The organism is Pelagerythrobacter marinus (assembly GCF_034375205.1).
Lineage (GTDB): Bacteria > Pseudomonadota > Alphaproteobacteria > Sphingomonadales > Sphingomonadaceae > Pelagerythrobacter > Pelagerythrobacter marinus.
This window is the reverse complement of the sequence record NZ_CP139719.1, coordinates 858,325-879,837: the sequence shown is the minus strand read 5'-3', so window position 1 is coordinate 879,837 and position 21,513 is coordinate 858,325. Positions and strand designations below refer to the sequence as shown.

Below are 21,513 nucleotides of genomic sequence, written 5' to 3'. Positions count from 1 at the left end.
CGGCCCTTATCGCAGGCCGGCCGCGCGGTCCATCCACGCGTCGCGTCCGCCCATCGCCGCGACGAAGCGGTCGATCGCCGCCGCGCTTTCATCGGCGGGCCTCCCTTCCACGGACAGGATCAGGGTTGCCGTCGGCTGCCGCCGCAGCAGGAGCCGGCTGGCCATCGCCTCCAGCTTGAGCCGGGCGGCGCTGCCGGTCGTGAGATCGCCCGAGCGCCAGGTCGTTTCCGCCACGCGCCGCAGGTTGCCATGGGCGAGGAGGACCGCGCCCGCGGCCTGCGGCATGCTGCGCCCCGGTTCGACCCAGCGCCAGGGCGTGTCGGGAACCAGCGCCCCCTCGCCATAAGCCGAAGCGTCGCGGGCATCGTCCTGCGCGGCATAGAGCGCGTAGAACAGATCGACTTCCTCCCCCGCCTCGCTGCGATAGCGCGCGATCAGCCGGTGCGCCGCGCCGGTCGCGCGCGGCATCCAGGGCACCTGCGGGGCATAGTCGACCCGCTCCCATCCCGGCACCTCGGGTAAGGCGAGGCGTGCGGGCACCTCGGCCTCGACGCGCGCGGCAAGCCCGGCCCAGAGCGCGAAACCGCCGGCAAGCGCGAGGACGGCGGCCAGCGCCGCGCCGGCCGGCATTGTCGCGCGGCCCAGCCGGTCGAGCAGGCGCGAACGCTCCAGCCTTTCGACATCGACGCCCGGGTCCTCCGGATCGCGGTCGAACCAGCGCCAGGTAACGCCCAGCAGGACGGCGACGACCAGCGCGAAGAATATCCAGCCGTAGAAGATGTGATCGAAGCCCTCGGCAAATTCGATCCCCTGGAACTGGGCGATGTAGATCGTGCCCCAGGCGCGCACGCCGTTGGCGAGGATCGGCAGGGCCAGCGCGAAAGCCAGGAAGGCCACGCGCCGCCCCCAGCCCCGGAAACAGGTCTGCGCGATCAAGACCCCGAGCGCCAGCATGGCGACGAGGAACTGCACGCCCGAACAGGCTTCCGCCACCTCGAACAGGCCGACGGGCGTATCGATGAAGACGCCTTCTATATGCGCCGGAACGCCGCTGACGCGCGTCAGCCAGATCACGATGTCCGCCGTGATCATCTGCAGGGCCGGCACCAGCTCGTCGCCGAAAGGCACGAGGAAGAGCATGTAGGCCAGCGGAAACAGCAGCGCCGCCGCCACGCGCGGGCCCAGCAGGGCCGGGACCGCGGCCTGCAGGGCGAGGACGGCGCCCAGCTGGCTGGCGCTGTTGACGCCCGCCAGGCGGCCCAGCAGCCACAGGAACAGTGCGCCGGCCAGCGCGGCAAGGCCCGGCCACCAGGCGCGGGGCACCAGAGCGCCGACCTGCCGGCGGCGGACCCAGGCCAGCCAGCCCACGATCAGCGGCACGAACAGGACGTGGTTATACGTGGAAACGCTCCACCACTTGCCCGCCATCGTCGCCCAGTCGGCGGCGGCGACGAGCGCCAGCGCCAGCCAGGCGAGCGCGATCCGCGCCAGCGGCTTGCGCCAGCCGGCAGGGATCGCCTCGACGAGAGCGTCCCTGCGCCAAGAGAGAGCGGCATCAGGCGGCATCGCGCTGCCTTCCGACCGGTTCGCCGGCACCCAGGATCGCCGGCAGCGGGGCGAGCATCGCCGCCCATCCCTGCTCCGCCTGGACGAAAGCGCGCGCCGCCTCGCCCATCGCCCGCGCCGCGCAGGCGTCGCCAAGCAGGGCCAGCGCCCGATGCGCGAGCGCCGCGTCGTCGTCGGCGACGGCAAAATGCGCGCCGTCCTCCGCCTCGATCCCGGTCGCCGCCTCGGGCGTCAGCACTACGGGGCGGGCCATGGCCATGGCTTCGAGTACCTTGTTCTGGATCCCGCGCGCGATCGCCAGGGGGACGAGCACCAGGTCCGCCGCGGCAAGGAAGGGGCGCACGTCGGGCACCTCGCCCCAGACACGCACGCCGGCATTCCGGTCGAGCGCGCGGACCTCCGCCGTGGGGGCACGCCCGACGACGTGGAAGGTCGCGCCGGGATGGTGCCGCCGGATCGCCGGCAGGATATGCTGCGCCGCGCGTTCGACCGCGGCGACATTGGGGGCGTAATCCATCTGCCCGGTGAAGACGACGTGCGGTCCGGCCGCGTTCGCCAGCGCCGGGTGCGGCCCGGTGCCTGCCGGATCGAAGGCCGCGGTATCGATTCCGTTGCGCAGCGCGCGGACATCGGCGGCCGCGCGATCGCCCAGCCGACTGCGGAAGAGGGCCGCTTCCGCCTCGCTGACGAGCAGCGTGGTGGCCGACCGGCGGGCGAGGCGCGCCTCCTCGCGCGACAGCAGCCGCGCCTCGCGCCGGTCGATCCAGGCGCGCGGCCCGCGCCCCTGCCGGCCGTATGCTCCGAACTTGGCCGAATCGACGTCGCACAAGTCGGTGACCACCCGCCCGCGGAAGTCGTCCGGGACGTATTGGCCCATCTGGCCGGAGAACACGAAGATCGTCGATACGGGCCGTTCCGCGATCGTGCGGGCGACCCAGCGGCGCAACCGGCGATCGTCGAAGGCCGCGAGGCTGACCGGGATGCCGCGCACCAGCGCCTCCGCCCCCGCCAGCGCCAGGCTGCGCCTGCGCCGCACGAGGCAATGGCTGGCGGCCAGCGCGGCCAGCGCGCCGCCCTGCGCCATGTCCTGCTCCGTCTCGCCGAGGCAGCCGACATGCACCGGGGCGATACGCGCAAGCGCGGCAAGAAGGTGGTGCGAACGGATCTTGTCCCCGCGATCGGGGGGGAACGGGACCCGGTGCGCGAGGAAGAGGATCTCTCCCTGCATCAGCCGAGCCCGCGCGCGATCGGCGGGCCGAGGCGGTTGGCGACCGACAGCGGAAGCCGTTTCCACAGCACGATCTTGGCCGAATAGCTGTCGTTCGTCGGGTCGATATCGCGCCGCGCGCTGCCGGGGGCCGACCAGTGGGCATATGTCAGCGGCTCGGGCGTGAAACCCCAGTTCTTCTTGTAGGCTGCCGGCCCGCTGCCCGTCTTCGACCGGCCGAAATCGAACCGCGTACAGCCGCGCCGCCGGGCGTGGAGCATCAGTTCGTAATACATCCGCTCGTTCGCGCGCAGACGCCGCGCAGCGAAAGTTCCGCCGCCCCAGTAGGGCATGACCGTGCCGCCGTGGTAGAACGAAAGCACGCTGGCGACGGGACTTTCGCCGTCGAACACGGTCAGGATGTCCCCCTCCAGCGCGTCGAGCGCGGCATCGAACAGGCTGCGCGGGAAAACCGGCGTGCCCAGGTTATGGACGCTTTGGCAGTAGACCGCGTAGTGCGCGGCGCGCTCGCGCTCCCCCCGCCCCACCCGAACGGCGAGATCGCCGGCCAGGCTCTTGCGCACTTCGGCGCGCTGCTTGCGCGGGATGGCGAGCAACTGCGCCTCGTCATCGGCGGCAAGCTCTGCCACGAAGCCGAGGTGGCGGTCGGAGCGGCTTTCCCACCCGGCGGGCACCGGCCCGCCCCGCAGCTCCACCGTCGGGCAAGAGCGGCGGCTCGCGAGTTCGCATGCAGCGGCCGCGAGACGTTGCGCCGTCTCGCCGTCTGCCGACAGGATTCCCCCGCCGACGCCGAAGCCGCTGGAAACCAGCGCCCGGCCGAAGATCGGCGAATGCACTTCGGTCAGCGGCAGCCACCCGGCTATCTGCCCCCGGCGGCGGGCGAGAATGCCCAGCGCGCGCTGCCCGGTGCCGCGCTCCACCGCGCAGAGCCAGGCCGGCCGGTGGAAGGGCGTAGCGCCCCGCTCGGCCGCGAACCCGTCGATCCGCGCCGCCTGCGCCGGATCGTGCGGATCTGCCAGGGCCAGGCCGTCGCCGGTCATGACGAAGGGGGCGTTCATGCCGCCAGCGGGACCGCGGCCTGCGCCTCGCGGCTGGCGATCTGGTCCATCCGTCCCCAGGCGAACTCGTGCACCAGCTCGCGCAGCTTCGGGGCCATGCGGGCCAGGTTGGTGTAATGGCGCAGGCGCGACTTGATCGGGGCCCCGGCCACGCGCGGCTGTTCAGGATCGATCTCCCACGGGTGGAAGTAGAACACCGCCGGTCGCCCCTCGCGCCGGTTCACCTGGCGAATGGCCCAGCGCGAAAAGCCATAGGGCAGCACGCGGAAGAACCCGCCGCCGCCGGCCGCAACCCGTCGGCCGCCCAGGATCGCGGTGGTCACCGGAATCTCGACCATGTCGGCCCCGGCCACGGGGCGGAAGGCGAAGCGGGGCGCCTCGCGCCAGCCGTAGTGGTCGTGCGCCACCGGCGCCACGCTGGAGGAATAGCGATATCCCTGTTCGGCCAGCTCGGCATGGGCCCATGGCGTGCGGGCATCGATCGAGAAGCTCGGCGCGCGGTAGCCGGTCACCGCCTGTCCCGATGCATCCTCCAGGATCTTGCGCGCGCGCACGATATCCTCGGCGAACTGCCCCCGGTCGAAAGTGAACACGCGCGCGTGGTCGAACCCGTGGCTGGCCAGTTCGTGGCCGCCCTCGACGATCCGCCGCATCAGGCCGCCGTTGCGCTGCGCGACCCAGCCGAGCGTGAAGAACGTCGCCTTGACCCCCGCTTCCGCGAACAGGTCGAGGATGCGCGCGACATTGTCCTCCACCCGCAGGGCGAGCCCGTCCCAGTCGCCGCGATCGATCACGTTCTCGAACGCGCCGACCTGGAACCAGTCCTCGACATCGACGGAAAGGCCGTTGACGATGGGTTGTCCGGCCATGGGGCGCCTCCTCAGGCCGCGACGCGGGGCGGCTGTCCGGTCTCGATCCACTCGATCAGCATCGCGAGCACTTCGCGCACCGATCGTTCCTGCTCGTCCAGCCGGCGGCCGAAGCCTTCGATCCGCTCGACCAGTTCGGCATCGCGTTCGTCGCGGCCGCTGTCGACCGATTGCGACAGCTCGATCACCGCCTGTTGCAGCTCCGCGATCTGCGCGTCGCGTTCGGCCAGCATGGCGACCAGGTCCACCGGCAGCGTCGCCGGCTCGGCCGCGGGCTCGTCCCCCGTCTCGGGCCGCGCGGCATGCTTGACCGGGCCTGCTGCCGGGGCCGGCCCCAGCTTGGGCATCGGGCTCGGCGCGGCCTCGGGGAAGGCGTTGTCGCTCTGCATTTCGTTCAGCACGGCGCGCAGCATGGCGCTGTCGATCCGCGTACGCTGCTCGACCGCACCCAGCAGCAGGAGGCGCGTGGCCACCTGGTTGACCTTGCGCGGAATGCCGCCCGCCGCCTGGTGCAGCTCGGCAAAGACGCGCTGGTCGAACTCGGGGTTGCCGTCCCAGCCGACGCACTGGAGGCGATGCTTGAGATAGGGCTCGATCTCGTCCGCGCCCATCGGTTCGAGGTGGTGGGTCGCGATCACGCGTTGGCGCAGCTGCTCCAGGTCCGGGTGTTCGGCCAGGACCTGGCGGAATTCCGGCTGGCCCAGCAGCAGGGTCTGGAGCAGCGGGTGCGAGCCGAGCTGGAAGTTCGACAGCATCCGCAGCTCTTCGAGCGCTTCGACGCTGAGGTTCTGCGATTCGTCGACCACCAGCATGCAGCGGCGGCCGCTGCGCGCCTCCTCGTGGAGGAAGGCCTCGATCGCGCCGAGCGCGCTGGCCTTGTCATGCCCCTCGATGTCGAGGCCGAAGCTCTGCGCGACGACGTGGACCAGTTCCTCCCCGTCGAGATTGCTGGTCACGACCTGGCCGACCGTCATCTGGCTGGGGTCGATCTTCTGCATCAGGTGCGCGACAAGGGTGGACTTGCCCGCCCCTACCTCGCCGGTGATGACGATGAAGCCTTCGCCCTGCGCCATGCCATATCCCAGGTAGGAGAGCGCCTTGCGATGGGTCGTGCTCTCGAAATAGAAATTGGGATCGGGCGTGAGCTGGAAGGGGCGCCCCGTCAGGCCATAGAAATCTTCGAACATCGGTATTTTACCCCTCAGAAATCGTAACGCAGGCCGAGCAGCGCGGAGGCGGACGTGTAGTTTTCGATCGTCGCCTCGCTGTCCAGGTGGTCGATCGCCACGGCCGCGCGGGCCGACAAGCGATCGGTGATGGAGCGGCGATAGGCGGCCGAAGCGCCCAGCGCGAAGACGTCGCCCTCGGCGGAAAAGCCGCTCTTGATCCAGTTGGCATAGACGTTGCCGGCGAAGCTGGCGTTGCGGCCGAGCTGGGCGTCGAGATAGTAATTCACCCAGTATGCCTCGTCGACGACGCCGTCGGCATCGGCCAGGACCGTGCCCGGCGCGGCAATGAACTTGCGCCGCTGGTACCCGGCGCCGACCCCGGTGCCGATCCGGCCCATCTGCACGCCATAGCTGGCGGCGACCCCGCGCGAACGGAACACCGACGAGCGGACCGAGCCGAGAATGCCGCCGAGGCAATTGGCGCCTTCGTCGCTGCCGACGCAGCCGGTGAAATCGCCGCTCAGCGCGTTGCGCGCGGCGCTGAATTCGGTCGGCAGGTTGGCCAGGGCATTGTTCAGCAGCCCGCCGAAGCCCGAAACCGTGTCGTAGACGGCGACGTTCACGTTGCTGCGCGCATCGGGCGCCCAGGCGAACGTGCCGTAGTAAGTGGTCGAATCGTAACGCCGGCCGACGTGCGCCTCCAGCGCGGTGCGCGTGCTGGGGCGCCACATCACGCCGACATCCCAGATCAGGCCGGACACGTCGTAGGCAATCTGCCGCGGCGCGCTCTTGTCGGTAACCAGGCGCCCGTCGTCGCCGATCACCGGGTTGCCGTCGGCATCGCGCACCGCATCGCGGCTGGAAACCTCGACATCCTCGTAACCGACCCCGCCGACGAGGGCGAGGTTGCGGCCCACCGGCACCTGCACGTCGCCGCGCACGAAGCGGTCGCGAACGCGCTGGTCGAGGTTCGACACGTCTTCCTGCACCCAGCCGCCGCCGACGCCGAGGCCGATCGGCAGGGGTTCGCCGGGCTTGGTGCCGAGATGGAAACCGGCGCTCTGCACCAGGCTGTCGTCGAACACGTCGACCGGGTCCTGCCCGGGCTCGAGCGCGATCGCGTCGGGCGCTTCCACCCGGGTGTAACCGATGCGATAGTTCGCGTTCACTTCGACGTCGCCGGCGCGAGTGTGCAGGTTCGGCCCGGCATAGGCCGAATAGATCCGGCTCTCGCTGTCGTCGCCCACGCGCGGGTTGATCGTCGTGCCCCCGTTGCCGTCCACCCGGGTGCGCGCCGCCATGGCCCCGCCCTCGACCGTCAGCGCCCGCGGAACCACGGTGGCATAGCCGCGCGCGACCCCGCTGACCGTGTCGGAATCGAGCGCATCGTCGCCGTAGCCGAAATTGCGTTCGTAGCGCAGCGAGATGGAGCCGCCGTTGTTGCGCCCCGTCACGCTGGCATCGATTCCCGCGGCGACCTGGCTGTAGGTCACGACGTCGTCGCCGGGCGAGATCTCGGCCACGAGGACCTGCGACGCCTCGATATAGGGCGCGATCGTGGCGCGGCGATCGCCGCGTCCCTCGGCAGCGTCCTCGCTGGCCGTCTGCTGGGCCATTGCCGGCGTCGCGCAGGCGATCGCCGCCAAAGCGCTGGCCGAAAGGAAATGGCTGCGTTTCATCGGGTTACTCCCCGTACCCATAGTAGGTTCCGAACTTCCGGCCGCTCGGGCTGAAATGCGCGTCGTTGAGCATGAGCTTGACGTCGGGGCAGGCCGAAAGCAGCTCGACCGCGTCTTCCAGCGCGCTCTGCGCGGTCGAATCGGCGCGCGCGACGAGGACCGCCTGGCCGACGTGCTTGGCCAGCTCGGCCGCGGGCGATGCGGCCAGGGCGGGCGGGGAATCGAAGATCAGGATGCGATGCGGCGCGCCCATGCTCAGCCGGTCGAGCACTTCGGCCGTCCGGCGGCTGGCAAGGTATTCGCTGTCCGAATTGGTCTGGTTCCCGGCCGGCAGGACCCAGAGGCCGGGAATATCGGTCCCGATCACCAGGTCTTCCGGCGCGATCCCGTCGTTCGCCAGGCAATCCATGAAGCCCGGCCCCTTGGGCAGGCCGAACGTCGACAGGATCGACGGCTTGGCAAAGTCGGCATCGATCAGCAGCACCTCGCTGTCGCGCTCGGCCGCCAGGGCAATCGCGAGATTGCTCGCGCAGAAGGTCTTGCCTTCGCCCGGATGCGGCGAGCAGATCAGCACGCGGCGCGACCGGGCCGTGCCGGCCTGGCTGGCGCTTTCCAGCAGGCGCCGCTTGACGATGCGGAATTCCTCCACCAGCGCGTTCACCGCGCCATCCGGCACGATCAGCCCCTGATCGCGCAGCAGCTCGCGATCGACCGCGAACCGCTTGCCCTGCAGGGCGACGGCGCCGACCTGGCGCTCGATCGTCAGCTGCGACGGGGGCAGCGTCGCCGGCACGCCGGCCTGACGGGCCTCGCCCCCGGATTCGACTGGCCCGGATTCGACTGGCCCGGATTCGACTGGCGGGGGTACGGCCGACGCCTGCGGCGCTGACCCGGCCTCGTCGGCCGGGGGTGCGGGCGCCTCGGTCTTTTCCTCCGCGCGCCGGCGGACCTTCGCCCGCTTCATCTTGTCTTCGGCCAGGCGATGGGGAACCGGCGCGGGCTTGAACGGATCGAAGCCGAACGCACCGCTGGCGCGTTCGAGCAGCGAGCTTTCCTTCGCCTCGTCGTCGGGAGAGGGGATCTTCTTGTGTTCGGTCATTGTCCTCTCCTCATCCCACCATGCCGCGCTGGACGAACTCGACCACCAGCAGGAGGACGCAGACGCCCGCCAGCGAAGCGCAACCGGCAGCGAACATCCGCATCCGCTTGCGCGCGAGCGCGCGCCCGGCATCGGTCAGCGTGTGCGAGATCGTGCCGATCACCGGCAGGCCCAGCGACCGCTCGAGCTTCGCCCCGGTGGCGAACGTGGAACGGATCTGGCTGAACGCGAAGGCCGCCCCCACGCCGGCACCGACGCCAACGATCAGCACGCCGATCAGCAGGATCGGCCGGTTGGGCGCAGCCGGCGCGCGCGGCGTGGACGGCGGGTCGATCACCTCGAAGCTGAATGAACTGCGCTCGCTTTCCACCTGTCCGCGCAGGCGCATTTCCTCGCGGTCCTGGAGAAGCTCGTCGTACTTGCGCTTGAGAACCTCGTAATCGCGGCTGATCCGGTTGGCCTCGGCCGCGACCGCGGGCTCGTCGGCCTGACTCGCCATCATCGCGCTGAGGTCTGCCTGGAGCGCGGCCTTGCGCGCCATCAGCGCCTGGACGTTCGCATCGCGCTCCGCCCGGATCGCGACGAGCGAGCTGTAGGCAGGGTTGACCGTGCCGCCGGCACCGGGCCCCTCGTTCGCGGCCTGGCGTTCGAGCAGGTCGATCTGCCGCTGCAGCGCGGCCACGTCGGGATGGTTGGCGGTCAGGCCGCGCGCCTGCAGGGCGGCGAGCTGCGAGCGGGCCTGGATCAGCGCGCCGCGCGCACCGCCGCCTTCGCCGGCGGTCACGATGGTCCGCGGGGTGCCCGCAATCTGACCGTTGACGGCTGCCAGCGCGCTCTGCGCCGCGGCGAGATCGGCATCGACGCCGCGCATTTCCGCCCGCAACTGCTGGAGCCGGGTCGAAAGCGTCGCGGTGCCGCCGATCAGCTCGGGATGCTCGGCCTCGAACGCCAGGCGCCGCTGTTCGGCCGCCTCCAGCTCGCGCTTGCGATCTTCCAGCTGCTGGTCGAGGAAGACGATCGTGTCGGCGACTTCGCCCCGGCTGCCGGCGATGTTCTCCTCGCGGAAGATGTCGATCATCTTCTGCACGACATCCTGCGCCAGGGCGGCGTTCTGCGCGTCCGACAGGCTCGATTCGCCGATCTGGGCGGTGATCTCGAACAGGTTGTCCTCGGTGCTGACGACCTTGACCTTCTCCGCCAGGCCGGCGACCGTGCGTTCCATCTGGGCGGGGGAGGTCACATCGGCGCCGAGGCGGGTGGACCGGACGACCTTTTCCAGGTTGACCGAACTCGCCAGCGTCTTGCGCACGCGTTCGATCTCGTCCTGGCCGGCATTGGCGATGCCGATCTGTTCGGACAGCACGTCGTCGAGCTGCACGAAGACCCGCGCTTTCGATTCGTAGGTGTTCGGAATCATCGCGACCGCCAGCCAGCCCAGCAGGCACACGCCCCAGGCCACGCCGAGGACGAGCCAGCGCCGGTGCCATGCCGAATGGAGCGCGGCCTGCAGTTCTTCGAAAACCTCGTTCATCTGCGCGGGGCCTTCCTCAGAACATGCTTTCGGGGATGATGATCACGTCGCCCGGCCGCAGCATGACGTTGGCCCGGCTGTCGCCGTCCTTCAGCAGGTCGCCCAGCCGCAGCGCATATTCGCGCTGGCGCCCGGCCTGCTTGTCGAACCGGATCAGCTTGGCGCGGTTGCCCGCGGCGAATTCGCTGAGGCCGCCGACCGCGATCATCGCGTCGAGCACCGTCATGTTCGCGCGGTAGGGGATCGAGGCCGGCTGCTCGGTCGCGCCGATGACGCGGATCTGCTGGCTGAACGTGCCGGCGAAATTGGTCACGATGACCGAGACCAGCGGTTCCTCGATATATTGCGAAAGCTGCAGGCGGATGTCTTCCGCCAGCATCGCCGGCGTCTTGCCCACTGCCGGCATGTCGGCGACCAGCGGGGTGGTGATCCGCCCGTCGGGGCGGACCTGGATCTTCTCGGCCCCCAATTCGGGGTTGCGCCAGACATGGATCGTCAGTTCGTCCAGCGGCCCGATGACATATTCCTCGCCCGGCCCTTCCTGCATGGCGACGAACGACGCGGGGGGCAGCTCGGTGCCGCCGCCACCGGCGCAGCCGGCCAGCGAGACAGCCGCCAGCGCGCTGCCGGCGAGACGAAGGGATAGTCGGTCGATGGGCATCGATGCACGTCCTTGCCTGTCGGGCGGGTATTGCGATCGACAGGCAAGGAGCGACCTCGCCTGCCGCACCCGCGGTTCACAGGCTCGCTTCCTCGCGAAAAAGGGTGAACATTACGTTAGCCTTTGTCGCCCGGCTTGCGGGCGGTCCCGGAACGGGACGGTCGTTGCGCAAAGGTTAAAACCGGTGCGCTAGACCATGACCTCGCGCGCCGGGCCCTGCCCCAGGAACTGCGCCGGGGAAGCCGTCGCGCCGTAGGCACCGGCGCAGAACACGGCCACGAGGTCGCCCACTTCGGCCCGCGGCAGGTGCGCCGCGTCGGCCAGGCGGTCGAGCGGGGTGCACAGGCACCCGACGACGCTCGCCTCCTCCTCCGGCGCAGCATCGAAACGGGTGGCGATCGCCAGCGGGTAATTGCGGCGCACGACGGTGCCGAAATTGCCCGACGCGGCAAGCTGGTGATGCAAGCCGCCATCGGTGACGAGGAAGACCTGCCCGTGGCTCACCTTCCGGTCCACGATCCGCGCCAGGTAGACGCCCGCTTCGCCGACCAGGTATCGCCCCAGCTCGATGCACAGCTCGGTCTGCGCGAGGCCGGGGGGCAGGTCCGCCAGACGCTGTTCGAGCGCGGCGCCGATCGCCTCGATGTCCAGCGGGGTGTCGCCGTGGAAATAGGGAATGCCGAAGCCGCCCCCCATGTTGAGCTTGGGCAGGTCCGCCCCGATGTCGGCGGCGAGCCGGGCGGCCAGTTGCAGGACATTGGCCTGGGTCTCGATGATCGCCTCGGCATCGAGCGCCTGGCTGCCGGTGAAGATATGCAGGCCGCACCATTGCGCGCCTTCCGCGATCAGCTCGCGCCCGAGCGCGGCCACGCGGTCCTCGTCTATGCCGAACGGCTTGGCCCCGCCGCCCATCTTCATCCCCGAGCCGCGCAGCTCGAACGAAGGGTTCACGCGGATCGCCAGCTTCGGCGCGACCCCCAGGCGCGCGGCAATGTCGAGCGCGCGGCGGGCCTCCCCTTCGGATTCGAGGTTGATCGTGCAGCCGGCGGCGATCGCCTGTTCGAGTTCGCGATCGCGCTTGCCCGGCCCGGCGAAACTGACCCGGTCGGCCGCGACCCCGGCTTCCTGCAGGCGGGCCAGTTCCCCGCCCGAGGCGACATCGAACCCGTCGACCAGCCCGGCCATGAAGCCCAGCAGCGGCGCGAACGGGTTGGCCTTGATCGCGTAGTGCAGCCGCAGGCGCGGCGGCATGGCGGCGCGCAGTGTCTCCACGCGCCGGGACAGGCGGTCGCGCGAATAGACGAACAGCGGCGTGTCGCCGGCCTCGGCCACGATCTCGCCGGCCTTGCGGCCGCCGATCGCCAGTTCGCCGTCGATCGCTTCGAAGCCTGCGGGAATGGGGCCGAGCGGTTTCATGCCGCCATCTCCCGCGCGATGGCCGCGCGGTCAAGCTTGCCGTTGGGATTGACCGGCAGCCGCTCGCGCCAGTGGATCGCCTGCGGCTGCATGAAAGTGGGCAGCTGTTTCGCGAGCGCGGCCGGCAGGCGCGCTTCGGCATCCTGCGCGTCGGAGGCGGCGCGCGCGACCAGGTGGACCGCCTGCCCCAGGCGGTCGTCCGGCACGCCGAGGGCCACCGCCTCGGCCACGAGGCCGGTCGCGATCGCCGCGTCTTCCACTTCCTGCGGGCTGATGCGGTTGCCCGCGCTCTTGATCATGGCATCGCGCCGGCCGACGAAATAGAGCAGGCCGTCGGCGTCGCGCCGGACCCTGTCGCCCGACCAGACCGCGGTGCCGCCGTAGCGGGAGGACGCGGGCGCCGCGCGAAACCGCTCCGCGCTGCGTTCCGGGTCCTGCCAGTATCCCTGCGCGACCAGCGGGCCGCAGTGGACAAGCTCGCCCTCCTCGCCCGGCTGCGCGACCTCGCCAGCGTCGTCGATCACGATGATCTCGGCGAAAGGGATCGCGGTGCCCATCGAGGTCGGGTGGCTTTCCACCAGCGCCGGATCGAGATAGGTCGAACGGAAGGCCTCTGTCAGCCCGTACATCGGAAAAAGCATTGCCTGCGGGAAGATACGACGCAAATCTCCCACCAGGTCGACGGTCAGCGCGCCGCCCGAATTGGTCAGGCGCCGCATCGACGCCACGGCTTCGGGTGGCCAGTCGATCTCTGCAAGCTGCACCCACAGCGGCGGCACGGCGGCCAGCGTCGTGATGCCGTGGCGCGCGCAGGCCTTCGCCACGTCGCGCGGGAAGAGGTAGTCGAGCGGAACCGCCGAGCCCCCGGCATACCAGGTGCAGAGCAGCTGGTTCTGGCCATAGTCGAAGGCCAGCGGCAGGACGGCCAGCGTCACGTCGTCGCTTGCCATCCCGAGGTAGTGCGCCACGCTGACCGCGCCCAGCCACATGTTCGCGTGGCTCAGCATAACCCCCTTGGGCCGGCCGGTCGAACCGCTGGTATAGAGGATCGCGGCGAGATCGCCGGGGTCGGCGGACGACGGCTGAAGGGCCTGCGTTACGGCGGCGACCGCGGCCAGGGCATCCCCTTCGGTCATGGTCGCGCAGGCGGCGGGCACATCGCCGTCCTCCAGCGTGCCCAGCCGCGCCGCCGTGCCAAGGAGCAGCTCGGCCCCGCTATCTGCAAGAATGTGCGCCACCTGCGCGCGCTTTAGCAGCGGGTTGACCGGAACGTGGACCAGCCCGGCCCGCGCGCAGGCCAGCGGCAGCAGGCAGGTCAGCTCCCCCTTCGCCGCCCAGCTCGCGACCCGCGCGCCCGGCGTCGGCACCTGCCCCTGCAGCCATGCCGCCATGCGGGCGACACGGGTTCTTAAGTCCTGGTAGCTAAGCGTCCCCTCGCGCAGGACGAGCGCCGGCGCATCGGCCGCGCCGCGTTCGGCGAGATGGTCGAGCGGCCTCGGGGTCGGATCGGGTGCGTCGGACATGGGTTCTTTCGAGGAGTACGTCGGGGGTGATCGCCGCCAGCTATCACGACAGGGTTAACGTCTTGCAAGGGACGATCGCGAACGCGACATGCCCGTTCGACCGGCCAGAGTGGTTCGCGCTGCTCGCCGAAAGCGGGCTCGTGCCAACGATCGCCGTGGCGGGCGACGGTGCCGCCCGGGCCGCCCTGCCGCTGACCCGGGCCAATGGCCGGCTGGAGGCGCTGCGCAACTGGTACAGCTTCACGTGGAGGCCACTGGCCGATGGCGGGGCAGACGATACCGAACGCCTGCTGGCGGCGCTTGCGGCCGACCTGCGGGGCCGGACGCACCGCGTCACCGCCTGGCCCGTGCCGGACGAGGACGGGTCGGCCAGCCTGCTCGAACGCGCTTTCCGCGCGGCCGGGTGGCACGTGCTGCGCGAACAGTGCGACCATAACCACGTGCTCGAGGTGCGCGGCCGCAGTTTCGCCGAGTACTGGGCCGACCGGCCCGGCCGGATGCGGACCACGCTGAAACGCAAGGGCAGGAAGGTCGATGTCTCGATCCGCCAGCGCTTCGACAAGGACGACTGGGCCGCTTACGAGGCGATCTATGCCCGCAGCTGGAAGCCGGAGGAAGGATCGCCCGATCTCCTGCGCCGTTTCGCCCGCCAGGAAGGCGCGGCGGGCCGGATCCGCCTGGCCATCGCCCGCCATGGCGATGTGCCCGTCGCGGCCCAGTTCTGGACCGTGGAAGGCGGCACGGCCTATATCCACAAGCTCGCCCATCTCGAGGAACACAAGGCGCTGTCGGCCGGTACGACGCTGACGGCCGCGCTGTTCGAACACGTGATCGACCGGGACAAGGTCGGCTGGGTCGATTTCGGCACCGGCAACGACCGGTACAAGGCGGACTGGATGGAGATCGTCCGCCCGCGCTTCCGCATCGACTGTCTCGACCCGCGCCGGCCGCGCGCCTGGCCGGCGCTCGCCCGGCGCCGGGCCCGCCGCCTTGCGTCGTCTGTCCGCCGGGGCTAAGGCGCCGGCCGAATTGCAGGGGAACCACGCCGGCATGAGCAGTCTCGCGCCTAGCCGCAGTGAAATCGACACCAAGCTGCGCGCCATCCTGTGCGACGTGCTTGGCCTCGACGCCACGCAAGTCGAAGGCTTCGATGCCGACACCGGCCTGTTCGGCCACCTGCCCGAACTCGATTCGATGGCGGTCGCCGGCCTCCTGACCGAGATCGAGGATCGTCTCGGCATCATCATCGAAGACGATGAAGTCGATGGCGAAATGCTGGAGACCTACGGCGGGCTGCTCGCCTTTGCCGAGGCGAAAGTCGTCGAGTCCTGACCAAACCCGTCGTCAAGACCTGGCCCTGCCCCACCGCGGGCGGCGGCACGCATGACGAAATCGCGCTGGCATTTCGCGGTGGCGACACGGCGCGCCTGCTCGTCCTGCCGGCGTTCTTCGACGAGGCGAACAAGCTGCGCCGCCTGACGGTCGAGGTCATGCGCCGCCTGGCCGACGCCGGGATCGCCACCGTCCTGCCCGACCTGCCCGGCTGCAACGAGAGCCGCCAGCCGCTGCAGGCGCAGACGCTCGACCACTGGCGACAGGCGGCCCGGGCCGCGGCGGATCATTTCGAGGCCAGCCATGCCCTGACCGTCCGCGCGGGCGCGCTCGTCGCGCCGCCGGAGATGGCCGGGTGGAACTATGCCCCGGTCGGCGGCCGGCAGGTCCTGCGCTCGATGCTGCGCGCGCGCACGATCGCCGCGCGCGAGGCGGGGATCGAGGAAACGATCGGCACGCTGGAGGAACAGGGGCGCAGCGAAGGGATCGAACTGGCCGGCTGGACGCTGGGCGCCGCGATGTTCCGCGCCCTGGAAGAGGCCGCCCCCGCGGCCGAAACCGCCCAGGTGAAGATCGCGCAAGACGCGCTGGAAGGCGGCGGCCTGTGGCTGCGGGCCGAACCGGACGAATCGGCCGCACAGGCCGATGGCATCGCCGCCGCGGTCGCGGGCGCGCTGGGGGCGGCATGAACAGGCTCCCGCTCACCTTCGCCTGCGAAGACGCGACGCTGGCCGGCACGATCGACACGGCGCCGGCCTCGGTCGGCCTGCTGATCGTCAGCGGCGGAAACGAGGTGCGCGCCGGTGCCTTCTCCGGGCAGGCGCAGCTCGCCGCGCGCATTGCGCGGGCGGGTTTCCCGGTCTTCCGCTTCGACCGCCGCGGCGTCGGCGACAGCGAGGGGGCAAACCGCGGCTTCCGTTCGAGCGGCAAGGACATTGCCGCCGCGATCGACGCCTTTCGCGCGATGGCGCCGCAGATGAACCGGGTGGTCGCGTTCGGCAACTGCGACGCGGCCAGCGCCCTGATGCTCGCCGGCGGGGCCGGTTGCGATTCGCTGGTCCTGTCGAACCCGTGGACGATCGAGGACACGCAGGACGACCTGCCGCCGGCCGGCGCGGTCCGCTCGCGCTATGCCGAAAAGCTCGCCGACCCGCGCGAGCTGGCTCGCCTCGTCACCGGCAAGGTGGATTTCCGCAAGCTCGCCCGCGGGCTCGCGCGCGCGGTCATGCCGCGCCAGGCGCCGAGTTCGCTGGCGCAGGACATGTCGGCCGGACTGGCGCGGTTCGAGGGGCCGGTCCGCATCCTGCTGGCCGAAACCGACCGTACGGCCCAGGCTTTCGCCGAACAGTGGGACGCTGGCGACGCGCGCATCGCCTATTGCAAGGGGGCAAGCCACGCCTTTGTCGAGCCGCACGCCCGCGACTGGCTCCACGAACAGCTTCTGCGCGCGCTCCGGGCCTGATCGCTCCCGGCGGTCTCAGGCCGGCTCGCGCACGAACAGGCTCGCCAGTTCGACGTGGGTGGACCAGACGAACTGGCCGACGGGCCTGGCCGCTTCGATGCGATAGCCGGCGGCGACCAGCCGCGCGGCATCGCGCGCCCAGCTCGCCGGATTGCAGCTGACATAGACGATGCGCGGAACGGAGCTGTCCGCCAGGCGCGCGACCTGTTCGCGGGCACCGGCGCGCGGGGGATCGAGCAGGACGGCATCGAACCGGTCGAGTTCGTCGGGCTGGAGGGGGTTGCGAAACAGGTCCCGGTGCATCGCGTGGACCGGCCGCCCGGCCCGCCCCGCGGCCGCCTTGCAGGCCAGGTGCGCATCGCGCGCCGCCTCCACCGCGAGCACCTTGGAAGCGGGCGAAAGCGCGAAGGCGAACGTGCCCAGCCCGGCGAAAAGATCCGCCACGAAGCGCGATCCCGCCAGCCATTCGGCGGCAATGCGGGTCAGCGCCGCCTCGCCATCGGCGGTGGCCTGCAGGAAGGCGCCGCTGGGATAATCGACCGGCACGCCGGAAAGCGTGACGGTCAGCGGCTCCGGCTCCCACACCGGCTCGGGGCCGTAACCCTGGTCGATCGTCAGGCGCGCCAGGCCGTTGTCGCGCGCGAAAGCGAGCATGGCCTCGGTTTGCTCCAGGCCTTCCATAGCGAGGCCGGAGATCGCGCAGTCCACGCCCTGGTCCACCAGGGCCAGTTCCGCTTTCGCCGCCTGCCGCCCCTTTCGCCGCGCCACCAGCTCGCGCACGGCAGGCACCAGGGCGAACAGCTCCGGCCGCAGGATATGGCATTCGCGCATGTCCACGACGCGGTGCGATCCGGCCTCGCGGAAGCCCACGGCCGGCGGCCCGCGGCGCGTCTCGGCATGGAGCGCGCAGCGCCTGCGGCTGGCCGGGGGCGAGAGATGGGGGGCAAGCAGGCGGCCCACGGCCACGCCCTGCCCCTGCGCCGCGTAAGTCACCCGCTCGCCGAGGTAGCGCGCGATCGATTCGGCGTCGCAGTGCTGCAACTGGCATCCGCCGCAGGTGCCGAAATGGCGGCAGGGCGGCTCGGCGTGATGGGGTCCGCGGGCGATTGCGCCGTCCGGCCCGACCCGGTCGCCCGGCGCCGCCAGGGGCACGTGGCGTCCATCGGCCGTCACGCCGTCGCCCTTCGCGGCGATGCGCAGAATTTCGTCTGTCTCGTTCACAGGAAGCGCGCGTAGGCGCCTTTTACCGCTTGCGCCAGTTGGTCGGCGGTAAAGGCCTGCCCCGCGATCAGCGCGGCCTCGTGATGCAGCCACACGGCCTGTTCCGCCGCAGCAAAGGCGCTCTCGCCGCTGGCCATGCGGCTCGCGGCGATTCCCGCGAGGACGTCGCCCGTCCCGGCCGTGGCCAGCCAGCTCGGACCGGGCGGGAACAGCCGCAGCGTGCCGTCGGGCGCGCAGAGGCAGGTGTCGGGGCCCTTGGCAAGGACCACGGCCTGGCTCGCCCGGGCGAGCGCGCATGCCTTCTCGCGCTTGCTCGTCCCTTCCACCCCGAAGGCCCGGCACAGGCCATCGAGCTCGCCCTCGTGCGGGGTCAGCAGCGTCTCCTGCCCGAAGACATGGCGTTCGAGCAGCGCGAGCGCATCGGCGTCGAGAACCAGCGGCAGGCCCCTTGCGAGCGCGCAGGCCAGGCGCGCTTTCGCCGTCTCGTCGCGCCCCAGCCCCGGCCCGGTGAGCAGCGCGGTGATGCGCGCATCGGCCAGCGCCTCTTCAAGCGGGCGCTCGTCCACCACGAGCGAGGGCGGGGCCGCCGGATGCGAGTGGGGGGAAAGAAGCTTCACATATCCCGCCCCGCCGTGCTGCGCCGCCCCGGCGGCGAGCAGGGTCGCGCCGGGCATGGTCCCGCCCGCCACGGCCAGCAGGCCGCGCCGGTACTTGTGGGCATCGGCGGCAGGCGCGCGCAACCGCGGGCGCGAGGAAAGCCGCGCCGACGCCTGGCCGCCATCGATGCCCGGATCGATCCCGATATCGACCAGCCGCCGCGCGCCCATCATGGCGGCGGCGGGCATCGTCCAGTGCGCGAACTTCCACGCGCCGAGCGCGATGGTCAGATCGAACGCGGGCAGGCCGGCGTTGAGTGGGACGCCGCGGTCGCTGTCGACGCCGCTGGGCACGTCCACCGCGACCAGCAGGTCGTGCCGGCGCGCCATCTGGTCCAGGAGGCAGGTGAGGTCGGGCGAGAGCGGACGGGTGAGCCCACTGCCGAACAGGCAATCCACCAGCACGGCGCCGCGCCGGCCGCTATCCGCGCCGTCCACCCGGCCGGCGAAGGCGGCCCTCGCCCTGCCCGCGGCCCCGGTGGCAGGCGGCAGCGGCGCGACCACCGCGACGTCGAGCCCCCTTTCGTGCAGGGTCCGCGCGATGACATAGCCGTCTCCGCCATTGTTTCCCGGGCCGCACAGCAATGTCACCGGGCGCCCGGCGGCCAGGCGCCAGACCCATTCCGCCGCGCCGCGCCCGGCCACCTGCATCAGGCTGTCCACGTCCCGGCCGGCATCGAGCAACGCCTGTTCCGCCGCCCGTATCCCGGCGACCGTCAGGATCGGCTCAGTCGCCGGCATCCGGCCCGTCCACGGGCTGGACGGCGAAGCGATAGCGATCACCGGCAACCGCAACTTCCAGCTTGCCCTCGCGCAGTTCCTGATCGGCCGGGTCGGCGCCGTCGTAGGGCACCAGTCCGCGACCGTCGGGCAATTGTTCGAAGCGGCGAAAACCGCCACCGGCGTGGCGCACGGTCAGCACCGTCGCCCCGCCGATCTCCGCCCGTTCCACCAGGCAGTCGGGTCCGAACCCGGCCCCCGGGCCGATCGCGCACTCGATCCGTTCCGCGCCTTCTTCGGCCTGGGCCTGGACCGGGGCCTCGGCCGACGAGCAGGCGGCCGCCAGCGCCAGCCCGGCAGCTGCGAGGAAAACCCGTGGCCTCACTTGCGAACCAGTTGCGTCACGTCGCGAACAGCGCCGCGCGCGGCGCTGGTCGTCATCGCGGCATAGGCCTGCAACGCGGTGGAAACGCGGCGCTTTCGCTTCTCGACGGGTTTCCATGCCCCTTCCCCCTTCGCATCCATCTCCGAACGCCTCGCGGCCAGTTCGGCTTCCGGCACGTCGAGATGGATGGTTCGGCCGGGAATGTCGATCACGATCGTGTCCCCGTCCCGGACGAGGCCGATCGTGCCCCCTTCCGCCGCTTCGGGCGAGGCATGGCCGATCGACAGGCCCGAGGTCCCGCCCGAGAAGCGGCCATCGGTCACCAGGGCGCAGGCCGTCCCCAGCCCCTTCGATTTCAGGTAGCTCGTCGGATAGAGCATTTCCTGCATGCCGGGCCCGCCTTTCGGCCCTTCGTACCGGATCACGACCACGTCGCCTTCGCGCACCTGGTCGGTCAGGATCGCGGTCACGGCAGCATCCTGGCTCTCGTAAACCTTGGCCGGGCCGGAGAACTTCAGGATGCTCTCGTCCACCCCGGCGGTCTTCACGATGCACCCGTCCTCGGCCAGGTTGCCGTAGAGAACGGCCAGCCCGCCATCCTGGCTGAAGGCATGTTCGGCCGAGCGGATGACCCCTTCGCGCCGGTCGAGGTCGAGCTCCTCCCACCGGCGATCCTGGCTGAACGCCGTCTGCGTCGGCACACCTCCCGGCGCGGCGCGGAAGAAATCCTGCACCGCCGGGCTGTTGGTGCGCGCGATGTCCCATGCGTCAAGCGCGTCGGCCAGGGTCGGGCTGTGGACCGTGGGCACGGCGGTGTTGAGCAGGCCGGCACGGTCGAGCTCGCCCAGGATCGCCATGATCCCGCCGGCACGGTGGACGTCTTCCATGTGGACATCGGCCTTTGCCGGCGCGACTTTCGACAGGCACGGGACATGGCGGCTGAGCCGGTCGATGTCGGCCATCGTGAAATCGAGCCCCGCCTCGTGCGCGGCGGCCAGCAGGTGCAGGACCGTATTGGTCGATCCGCCCATCGCGATGTCGAGGCTCATCGCGTTCTCGAACGCGGGCCGCCCGGCGATCGTGCGCGGCAGGACGCTGGCGTCGTCTTCCTCGTACCAGCGGCGGCACAGTTCGACGACCAGGCGGCCGGCACGCAGGAACAGCGCCTTGCGGTCGGCGTGGGTGGCCAGGGTCGATCCATTGCCGGGCAGCGACAGGCCGAGCGCCTCGGTCAGGCAGTTCATCGAATTGGCGGTGAACATGCCGCTGCACGAGCCGCAGGTCGGGCAGGCATTCTGCTCGATCGCGGTCACTTCCTCGTCCGAATAATGTTCGTCCGCCGCCGCAACCATGGCATCGACGAGATCGAGCGCCACTTCCTTGCCCTTGAGAACGACCTTGCCCGCTTCCATCGGGCCGCCGGAAACGAAGACGACCGGGATATTGATCCGCATCGCCGCCATCAGCATCCCGGGCGTGATCTTGTCGCAGTTGGAGATGCAGACCATCGCGTCGGCGCAATGGGCATTGACCATGTATTCGACGCTGTCTGCGATCAGGTCGCGGCTGGGCAGCGAATAGAGCATGCCGTCGTGGCCCATCGCGATCCCGTCATCGACGGCGATCGTGTTGAATTCCTTCGCGACGCCGCCCGCGGCCTCGATCTCGCGCGCGACCATCTGGCCCAGGTCCTTCAGGTGCACGTGACCGGGCACGAACTGGGTGAAGGAATTGACCACGGCGACGATCGGCTTGCCGAAATCGCCGTCTTTCATGCCCGTCGCGCGCCACAACCCGCGCGCGCCGGCCATGTTGCGGCCATGGGTGGATGTGCGGGAACGATAGACGGGCATGGGAGATGGCTTCCGATTGTTGCGCGTTGAGTGCAGCCGGCAAGACTAAAGCATCGGGCGCCCCGGTCGAAGGGGAAATTCTTTT

General features: G+C 70.6%; 19 protein-coding genes. 4 read left to right on the top strand and 15 right to left on the bottom strand.

The features are described from left to right. Positions 1-6: 6 nt before the first annotated feature. The 11 genes from xrtA to T8T98_RS04100 form a co-directional block, all read right to left on the bottom strand. Positions 7-1,566 (bottom strand): exosortase A, encoded by a 1,560-nt coding sequence (gene xrtA / locus T8T98_RS04150; protein ID WP_251103976.1) that lies wholly within the window; start codon positions 1,564-1,566, stop codon positions 7-9. Then, positions 1,556-2,794, bottom strand: coding sequence for a TIGR03087 family PEP-CTERM/XrtA system glycosyltransferase (locus tag T8T98_RS04145; protein ID WP_251103977.1), 1,239 nt, complete (start codon positions 2,792-2,794; stop codon positions 1,556-1,558). The genes xrtA and T8T98_RS04145 overlap by 11 nt, the downstream gene beginning before the upstream one ends. Next, entirely contained in the window at positions 2,794-3,852 is a 1,059-nt protein-coding gene (locus T8T98_RS04140; RefSeq protein WP_251103978.1) for a FemAB family XrtA/PEP-CTERM system-associated protein, read from the bottom strand. Before T8T98_RS04140 ends, T8T98_RS04145 begins: the two co-directional genes overlap by 1 nt. Further along, on the bottom strand, positions 3,849-4,721 hold the full coding sequence (locus T8T98_RS04135) for an XrtA system polysaccharide deacetylase (protein WP_251103979.1): 873 nt from the start codon (positions 4,719-4,721) through the stop codon (positions 3,849-3,851). Before T8T98_RS04135 ends, T8T98_RS04140 begins: the two co-directional genes overlap by 4 nt. Before the next feature lie 11 nt (positions 4,722-4,732). Next, entirely contained in the window at positions 4,733-5,908 is a 1,176-nt protein-coding gene (locus T8T98_RS04130; RefSeq protein WP_251103980.1) for an XrtA/PEP-CTERM system-associated ATPase, read from the bottom strand. Between the two features lie 14 nt (positions 5,909-5,922). Next, positions 5,923-7,569, bottom strand: coding sequence for a porin family protein (locus T8T98_RS04125; RefSeq protein ID WP_251103981.1), 1,647 nt, complete (start codon positions 7,567-7,569; stop codon positions 5,923-5,925). 4 nt (positions 7,570-7,573) lie between these two features. Beyond that, positions 7,574-8,668, bottom strand: a complete 1,095-nt coding sequence (locus T8T98_RS04120; RefSeq protein WP_251103982.1) for a P-loop NTPase family protein — start codon at positions 8,666-8,668, stop codon at positions 7,574-7,576. Positions 8,669-8,678: 10 nt separating this feature from the next. Beyond that, a complete protein-coding gene (locus T8T98_RS04115) occupies positions 8,679-10,199 on the bottom strand; it encodes an XrtA system polysaccharide chain length determinant (protein WP_160732277.1) in 1,521 nt (506 codons plus the stop codon). A 16-nt stretch (positions 10,200-10,215) separates the two neighbouring features. Further along, a complete protein-coding gene (locus tag T8T98_RS04110) occupies positions 10,216-10,860 on the bottom strand; it encodes an XrtA/PEP-CTERM system exopolysaccharide export protein (protein ID WP_160732276.1) in 645 nt (214 codons plus the stop codon). 189 nt (positions 10,861-11,049) lie between these two features. Then, positions 11,050-12,276, bottom strand: coding sequence for a pyridoxal-dependent decarboxylase, exosortase A system-associated (locus tag T8T98_RS04105; protein ID WP_251103983.1), 1,227 nt, complete (start codon positions 12,274-12,276; stop codon positions 11,050-11,052). Beyond that, positions 12,273-13,799 carry an acyl-CoA ligase (AMP-forming), exosortase A system-associated gene (locus tag T8T98_RS04100; protein ID WP_251103984.1) on the bottom strand — a complete coding sequence of 509 codons (1,527 nt, stop codon included), beginning with the start codon at positions 13,797-13,799 and terminating at the stop codon, positions 12,273-12,275. The genes T8T98_RS04105 and T8T98_RS04100 overlap by 4 nt, the downstream gene beginning before the upstream one ends. A gap of 26 nt (positions 13,800-13,825) precedes the next feature. Between T8T98_RS04100 and T8T98_RS04095 the strand changes: the two genes are divergently transcribed. The 4 genes from T8T98_RS04095 (at position 13,826) to T8T98_RS04080 (ending at position 16,593) form a co-directional block, all read left to right on the top strand. Then, positions 13,826-14,815 carry a GNAT family N-acetyltransferase gene (locus T8T98_RS04095; RefSeq protein WP_251103985.1) on the top strand — a complete coding sequence of 330 codons (990 nt, stop codon included), beginning with the start codon at positions 13,826-13,828 and terminating at the stop codon, positions 14,813-14,815. A 34-nt stretch (positions 14,816-14,849) separates the two neighbouring features. Beyond that, positions 14,850-15,131: an acyl carrier protein gene (locus T8T98_RS04090; RefSeq protein WP_251103986.1), complete on the top strand. Its 282-nt coding sequence runs from the start codon at positions 14,850-14,852 to the stop codon at positions 15,129-15,131. Between the two features lie 158 nt (positions 15,132-15,289). After that, positions 15,290-15,820 carry an alpha/beta hydrolase family protein gene (locus tag T8T98_RS04085; RefSeq protein ID WP_322295854.1) on the top strand — a complete coding sequence of 177 codons (531 nt, stop codon included), beginning with the start codon at positions 15,290-15,292 and terminating at the stop codon, positions 15,818-15,820. Then, positions 15,817-16,593 carry a hydrolase 1, exosortase A system-associated gene (locus tag T8T98_RS04080; protein ID WP_160732271.1) on the top strand — a complete coding sequence of 259 codons (777 nt, stop codon included), beginning with the start codon at positions 15,817-15,819 and terminating at the stop codon, positions 16,591-16,593. Before T8T98_RS04085 ends, T8T98_RS04080 begins: the two co-directional genes overlap by 4 nt. Before the next feature lie 15 nt (positions 16,594-16,608). Here T8T98_RS04080 and T8T98_RS04075 read toward each other — a convergent pair whose 3' ends face one another. From T8T98_RS04075 to ilvD, 4 genes are read right to left on the bottom strand one after another with little or no spacing between them, the layout of a single operon-like run. Further along, positions 16,609-17,814 carry a class I SAM-dependent RNA methyltransferase gene (locus tag T8T98_RS04075; RefSeq protein ID WP_251103987.1) on the bottom strand — a complete coding sequence of 402 codons (1,206 nt, stop codon included), beginning with the start codon at positions 17,812-17,814 and terminating at the stop codon, positions 16,609-16,611. Beyond that, a complete protein-coding gene (locus T8T98_RS04070; protein ID WP_251103988.1) occupies positions 17,811-19,211 on the bottom strand; it encodes an NAD(P)H-hydrate epimerase in 1,401 nt (466 codons plus the stop codon). The genes T8T98_RS04075 and T8T98_RS04070 overlap by 4 nt, the downstream gene beginning before the upstream one ends. Beyond that, a complete protein-coding gene (locus T8T98_RS04065; protein ID WP_251103989.1) occupies positions 19,198-19,575 on the bottom strand; it encodes a hypothetical protein in 378 nt (125 codons plus the stop codon). The genes T8T98_RS04070 and T8T98_RS04065 overlap by 14 nt, the downstream gene beginning before the upstream one ends. Then, the gene (gene ilvD, locus T8T98_RS04060; RefSeq protein ID WP_251103990.1) at positions 19,572-21,428 is read right to left on the bottom strand and encodes a dihydroxy-acid dehydratase; all 1,857 of its coding nucleotides are present in this window, start codon (positions 21,426-21,428) and stop codon (positions 19,572-19,574) included. Before ilvD ends, T8T98_RS04065 begins: the two co-directional genes overlap by 4 nt. Positions 21,429-21,513 lie beyond the last annotated feature (85 nt).

Coding starts and splice junctions, on each gene's coding strand:
- xrtA (WP_251103976.1), bottom strand. CDS start 1,566: ATGCCGCCTGATGCCGCTCTCTCTTGGCGCAGGGACGCTCTCGTCGAG.
- T8T98_RS04145 (WP_251103977.1), bottom strand. CDS start 2,794: ATGCAGGGAGAGATCCTCTTCCTCGCGCACCGGGTCCCGTTCCCCCCC.
- T8T98_RS04140 (WP_251103978.1), bottom strand. CDS start 3,852: ATGAACGCCCCCTTCGTCATGACCGGCGACGGCCTGGCCCTGGCAGAT.
- T8T98_RS04135 (WP_251103979.1), bottom strand. CDS start 4,721: ATGGCCGGACAACCCATCGTCAACGGCCTTTCCGTCGATGTCGAGGAC.
- T8T98_RS04130 (WP_251103980.1), bottom strand. CDS start 5,908: ATGTTCGAAGATTTCTATGGCCTGACGGGGCGCCCCTTCCAGCTCACG.
- T8T98_RS04125 (WP_251103981.1), bottom strand. CDS start 7,569: ATGAAACGCAGCCATTTCCTTTCGGCCAGCGCTTTGGCGGCGATCGCC.
- T8T98_RS04120 (WP_251103982.1), bottom strand. CDS start 8,668: ATGACCGAACACAAGAAGATCCCCTCTCCCGACGACGAGGCGAAGGAA.
- T8T98_RS04115 (WP_160732277.1), bottom strand. CDS start 10,199: ATGAACGAGGTTTTCGAAGAACTGCAGGCCGCGCTCCATTCGGCATGG.
- T8T98_RS04110 (WP_160732276.1), bottom strand. CDS start 10,860: ATGCCCATCGACCGACTATCCCTTCGTCTCGCCGGCAGCGCGCTGGCG.
- T8T98_RS04105 (WP_251103983.1), bottom strand. CDS start 12,276: ATGAAACCGCTCGGCCCCATTCCCGCAGGCTTCGAAGCGATCGACGGC.
- T8T98_RS04100 (WP_251103984.1), bottom strand. CDS start 13,799: ATGTCCGACGCACCCGATCCGACCCCGAGGCCGCTCGACCATCTCGCC.
- T8T98_RS04090 (WP_251103986.1), top strand. CDS start 14,850: ATGAGCAGTCTCGCGCCTAGCCGCAGTGAAATCGACACCAAGCTGCGC.
- T8T98_RS04085 (WP_322295854.1), top strand. CDS start 15,290: ATGCGCCGCCTGGCCGACGCCGGGATCGCCACCGTCCTGCCCGACCTG.
- T8T98_RS04080 (WP_160732271.1), top strand. CDS start 15,817: ATGAACAGGCTCCCGCTCACCTTCGCCTGCGAAGACGCGACGCTGGCC.
- T8T98_RS04070 (WP_251103988.1), bottom strand. CDS start 19,211: ATGCCGGCGACTGAGCCGATCCTGACGGTCGCCGGGATACGGGCGGCG.
- ilvD (WP_251103990.1), bottom strand. CDS start 21,428: ATGCCCGTCTATCGTTCCCGCACATCCACCCATGGCCGCAACATGGCC.